Source organism: Paraphotobacterium marinum, from assembly GCF_002216855.1.
In the GTDB taxonomy this organism is placed as follows: Bacteria; Pseudomonadota; Gammaproteobacteria; order Enterobacterales; family Vibrionaceae; genus Paraphotobacterium; species Paraphotobacterium marinum.
Window position 1 is genome coordinate 1 of record NZ_CP022357.1, and the last position, 5,539, is coordinate 5,539.

The following is a 5,539-nucleotide window of genomic DNA, read 5'->3' on the forward strand; positions in this document are numbered from 1 at the left end:
TTTTTATAAAGGATTTCTCTTCCAAAAAAAAAGAAAAAAGAAAAAAGCCTTACTTTTATTTGAGTATTTTATTACACACCCCACGCCCATAAATGGGAATGTCCTCGAACCCTTGTACTATAAGGGTTTGTCGATGATTTACTGAAACCTTAAAAATTTCAAAAAATTTGCATTAAAGCTGGGTTCTGTTGGGTTCTGACCAGAACCCACGAGAACCCCTATGTTTTTCAATAGGTTACAAAGATTTGGCGATAACTCTTATATGAGCATTGAGATAACTCTTATATGATTTTGTGATAACTCCTATATGATTTAAGACTCCCTGATATTACTGGCTTTGACACAGTGACGAATTGACCTTAACTCGATTAAATAGGACTTTTTTTTATATTTTATTTAAAAAATCCTATATAAAATTTTGTCTTTAAAATTGGCTTGTAGACCTTGGTTTTATTGGTCTTGTTAAGACTTTTGGGAGCATGGCAAAAGATGAGTTTTACATTAAAAATACAATCTCCCCATTCATGTCAGTTAGGTGTTTTCACAATCTCCCCATTCATGTCAGTTAGGTGTTTTCACAATCTCCCCATTCATGTCAGTTAGGTGTTTTCACAATCTCCCCATTCATGTCAGTTAGGTGTTTTCACAATCTCCCCATTCATGTCAGTTAGGTATTTTTGCAATTTAACATAATGGATCTTACATGCACCCACCCCTTTTAAAATCTAGCGAAAGGCTTATTTTTACAAGAAAAGTCCACAAAAATTGGGGATAAACAGTTAAGTAAATTGTAGAAATATTTTAAGTCGATTTTTATTTCTGATTTTAGATGTTTTTAATGATATTTGTGATGAACACTCTATTTTATAAAGTTTTTAAAGTTTGATAAATGTCACTTTAGGTTAGAAATTTGTCGACAAGAGCATGAATATGTTATAAATTTTAAGGCACTAGTAAAAGAAAAACCTTGCATAAAGTCGTTAAAAGATTTGGCGATCCAGACTCTAGCAAGGCTTCAAAGTTACAGGAAAATTATATGACACAACGACGTAAAAATCAAATCCTCCAGTATCGCCATAAGTGCGGTGCTTCTTGTTAAATGCACTAGATATATTTAAGAATCGACTCCACGAAAAAACTTACTCAACAAACGAAATCGAAACAGGTTGTAAGATTAGGTACACGCATAAAGCGACGCATGGACAAAGATCTATTGATATGCGTTATATACAGCCAAACACCAGAACCCACGTTTATTATCTAGTATTCGATATGGATCAGGAACAATCTGCAATACAGTTTGAAAAAGTTGGTGCTCCTGCACCGAATATTATTACCATAAACCCACACAACGCAAGAAGTCATCAAATGTATAGCTTAGAAACGTCCGTAAGAGTGGCACATGACGGTTCCAGAAAAGCGATTGATTATTACATGGCTGTCTACCAATCCTTACATAAAAAGCTTGGTGCTGATGTTGGTTACAAAGGTTTTCTTTGCAAAAATCCACTACATGATTGTTGGAAAACGTGGGTAGTAAGAAATGAGAATTATACACTTGATGAGTTATCTGATTATTTAGATTTGAATGATAGATTAGAGCTAGATGATGTTGATGCCAAAAGAAACTGCAATACTTTTGATTACGTGAGGAATTGGGCTTATACGGAAAGCAGAAAGACGTATGTGAGTCCTAAAGCCTTTGAAAGAGCTGTACTTGAAGAAGCTCTAAAGTTTAACTCACAATACACTGAACCCATGAATTTTAGTGAAGTGAAAGCGATAGCTAAAAGCGTGTCTCGATTTGTTGAGAGAAAATATACATCTAAGGGCTTTTCTGACTGGTGTGCTAGAAAAGGAAAGATCGGAGGTCAGAAGTCTAAGAGAAAGCCAGTGCCAGACTCCGAGAACACAACAAAGCCTTGGCTTAAATTAGGGATAGGAAAAACTACCTACTATAAGAGGAAAAAAGAGGGCTTACTTTAAAAGTGAACAGGATAAGCTATATCAGATAATCTACGAAGTATTGCTCTTATTCTTAAAAAAAACCCAAGCCTTGTTATTGGCTGTTAGCCCATGTGTGTATTGTGGAAAAGGGCTTTTTCTTTTCCATCAATATGCACATAGCTAATAGTTAAATATTCTTGAACCTAGCCTAAAAGTTATGTTGCGTCAGCTGATGCTCTTGCTCTTTTTTGGGGGGGAGTTTGAGGGGGGAAACTTAAAGTGCAGCCGAAATTTTATTTATAAAGATATAGAATTTTGATATTTGAAAGAACCCAGTAATAACAGGGCTTACAAGACTTAATTTGTTATAATTTTTGATGATTTTGAGGGTTGTTCTAGTATTAATAAGCTAAAAAAATGCCTTAGAATGGCTCTCACAAAGCCGATTTTTTGGGAATTTTGGATTTGTTCTAAAAACCAAGTGAGTTGAGCGATTATCTCATAAAAAATAAAGGGTCCCTTTCTCCTGGCCACAAAAAAGACGTGGCTAGGAGTAAGGGACTCAAGAGTACAAAAAAATGTTCTATTACATTTTTTATGTCGCCATTAGACAACGATTACTCAAAATTAATTTAAAAGGGTTACGCTTTTAACGCTTACCCAGAACACGAAAAAATACTGCTACGACTCTAGCTTTCGGATTGTCTACACGAGACTATGAGAAAATAAAAAAGTCGCCAAACTTTAATACTCTACCTCACTCTTTCTATGTTTTCGGCTATATCCACACAGAAATTTTACTCCTATTAACTATCGCTCCCACACTCCTGATTTACAGAAAAATCGCCAAATTTTTCCAATCAGTTCTGCTTCCCAATTTAGTTTAAAATATCGATCAATAACGCGACTTGCTAGAAAAAAAACACTAGTGTTAAACACTCCCATAAATATTATGGTTTCGACCGGTAAAGATTCCAAAAACCCTGATTTACTCATGTCATTTCTTTGTAACGCAATAGCCAGATACTAAAATCATCGCTTTATTGAACTTACCTGAAAGCCACCTCAACGGAGACCTTTACACGCTTGAGCTATCCACCGATCTCAACAGCTTTCGCCATTGAGTACCAGTTATTCCAGCTTTCGCCTCATAACCCTATAATCTCTCGATTATCTCAGGAACCCACGTGTCAGGAATAAGTTGTACCATCTCCAGCACCCCTTACTATGGATTTTCACCATTTTATTCTAAACAGGGTTAATCATGTCACCACGATGCCCGTTTCATTGTCGCCCAATTTTTTAAAAATCTAGTTTAGATTGAGTCGAAAGAGTTATTTCAAACTCTAGCGCTCGTCACAACCGCACGAGCCCAATTACGGGCATACGGCTAAATCATAGCAAGAAATGGCTAGTTTCTTTCCAATAGAATGGCTAGTTCTAATGGTTGCATTTTCGTTTTCGTGTGTAATTAAATTAAGGTTGGTTGTAAAACGCTTCTAAATCAATTGAGAGCATAGTTCTCAATAGGTCTAGTACAGTTTCTTTAAAGAATAAAAACCAATGGCTTTTTGTAATAAAAAAACGGATGTTGGCTTTTTGTCAGTTTTTTAAGTCCTCCTTAGAATTAAAAATAACAGGGTTTTAGTCATTAGAATAATGACCGATAGGGTTAGTCCATGCAGGACGACAGTGGTTAGTTTTTTCTGTAGGTATTGGCTTAGATATTCTATCAACAGCCAAGTGAATTTATGATTATTTTAGGTGGGCATAACCCCACGCTTTATAGTGGTAAAAACCACCTCATTGATAATTATAGAAGATAAAAGAGCTCTTATAAGGTCAAAATCTTTGATTTTGGTCTTATTTATAGGAATCTTTATTGTCGCACTCTTCTAATCTCGCTTTTACTTTTATTTAGCTGAGTCTTTTGTTGTTAGTTTTTTTGGAGAGTGCTATGAGCTTATTTGTCTATAAAAATGATTTTATGAGAGCTGTACTAAAAGCAGTGAGTCGTGATAAATATTACCTTTATTTTTGTGATTACATTGATTCAAAACGATACCTCAAATTTTATCATCAGTGTGTTGATCGTTACCATATTGATATGAACAAGAACGCTAGATATAGAGCCAAGCAAAAAGGGTTGGCAGTTTCGCAGCTTTTTTCATACATAGACGATACAAAGCAAAAAATATATTTTTGTCTTTTAGTGACAGAGCCAAGTAATGAAGAAAGCAGAAAAGAGCAAAGCATCTTTAATGTTCCACTTTCTGATACAAGAAAAAAATCTACTCGATTATGTTTGTTTGATGAATATACATTAATAAAAACCCCCAGAATAGGAAAGCCACCGACCTACACATTCCAGTTATCCGATGACAGATTATCTAAATGGAGAATGGATATTAAACATGCAGTCAGACAAAAAGACGAGATGAAGCAGAGACAGTTGCACTATAACTTATTAAGAGTACCAAAGTTTAATGGTGTTAGAAAACAAGCGTACAAACTCTTGTCTCTACTGGACGCAGAGCGAACTAGAACATATAAGATTAAGCATGAAACACAGAACTTTTTATGTTGGGTGGGTAAGTTTAAAAAGCCAACCTTGTACCCTTTTGACCAATTAGATCACTTGTGGAAAAAAACTAAAAGAAAGCAATATTATTATTCGTGATTTAAGTCTATAAAAGTATGTATGTATATATTTTATATACACATATATGCTATTATTGTTGGTACAAGTGACCTATAAAGGCTAAGACTATTTATGAGTAATCATTTTTCGACTAGTGACCCAATAAAAGCAAGGCAAGAGATACTAACGAGCTTAGATAAAGAGCAGAACCAATCGGAGTGGATTAACGTTTGTGACTGTATCTATCGCAATATACCTGCGTTAAAAGAGGCATCTGGACGATTATCGAATCAAGACATAAAGCTATCAATCATCGGGCAACTAGGCTTTGATTCATTCAGGTCATTCATTGAGTCCCCAAAAGAAAAACAGGGTTTAGAGTGGTCTATGAATAAGTGGAATATGTATAAAAAAAACTATTCATACATTTGTAAATATCCATATTTAAGGGAGCTCTCGCTTGCTGTATCTGAAATACAAAATCGAGTCCTAGTATTTAAGAGATTTAATATAGATTTTCCAGACACATTAGAGGGCTATCAAGAAGCCATTGCAGAGCTTGAGAGAGCCAAAGAAGAGAAGAAGTCTAACACAATATCCGAGCTTAAAAAGTCGCTCACAGAAGCTAATAACCGTCTTGAACAGCAAAAAATAGCACAGTTAAGAGACAGAGACATCTATCAAGAGCATCATGATCAGCGATTCGAAGAAATTAAGGCACTACAGAACAAAGTAAATGAGCTGACATTAAAGATTTCAGAGCTTACCAATGAGTTGTCACAGAAAGACATAGAGCTCGCTAAAAGAGAAGCTGAACTTCGAGAGTTCACGAAAAGACGCTTACAAGATGAAGCTAAGAAAAAGTCGGAGTCCAAGCAAGACAACACACCACAAAAAATATCTTGGTTTGAGCACCTAAAAGGGCTCTTTTTTCTCTCTAAAACTTGAGTT

General features: G+C 35.2%; 3 protein-coding genes. All 3 read left to right on the forward strand.

Annotated features, from left to right (window positions below; genetic code table 11):
• Nucleotides 1-1,092: 1,092 nt before the first annotated feature.
• Nucleotides 1,093-1,986 carry a replication initiation protein gene (locus CF386_RS12610; protein ID WP_089074799.1) on the forward strand — a complete coding sequence of 298 codons (894 nt, stop codon included), beginning with the start codon at nt 1,093-1,095 and terminating at the stop codon, nt 1,984-1,986.
• 1,918 nt (nt 1,987-3,904) lie between these two features.
• Nucleotides 3,905-4,627, forward strand: a complete 723-nt coding sequence (locus CF386_RS12620) for a hypothetical protein (RefSeq protein ID WP_089074801.1) — start codon at nt 3,905-3,907, stop codon at nt 4,625-4,627.
• A gap of 93 nt (nt 4,628-4,720) precedes the next feature.
• On the forward strand, nt 4,721-5,536 hold the full coding sequence (locus CF386_RS12625) for a hypothetical protein (RefSeq protein ID WP_089074802.1): 816 nt from the start codon (nt 4,721-4,723) through the stop codon (nt 5,534-5,536).
• Nucleotides 5,537-5,539 lie beyond the last annotated feature (3 nt).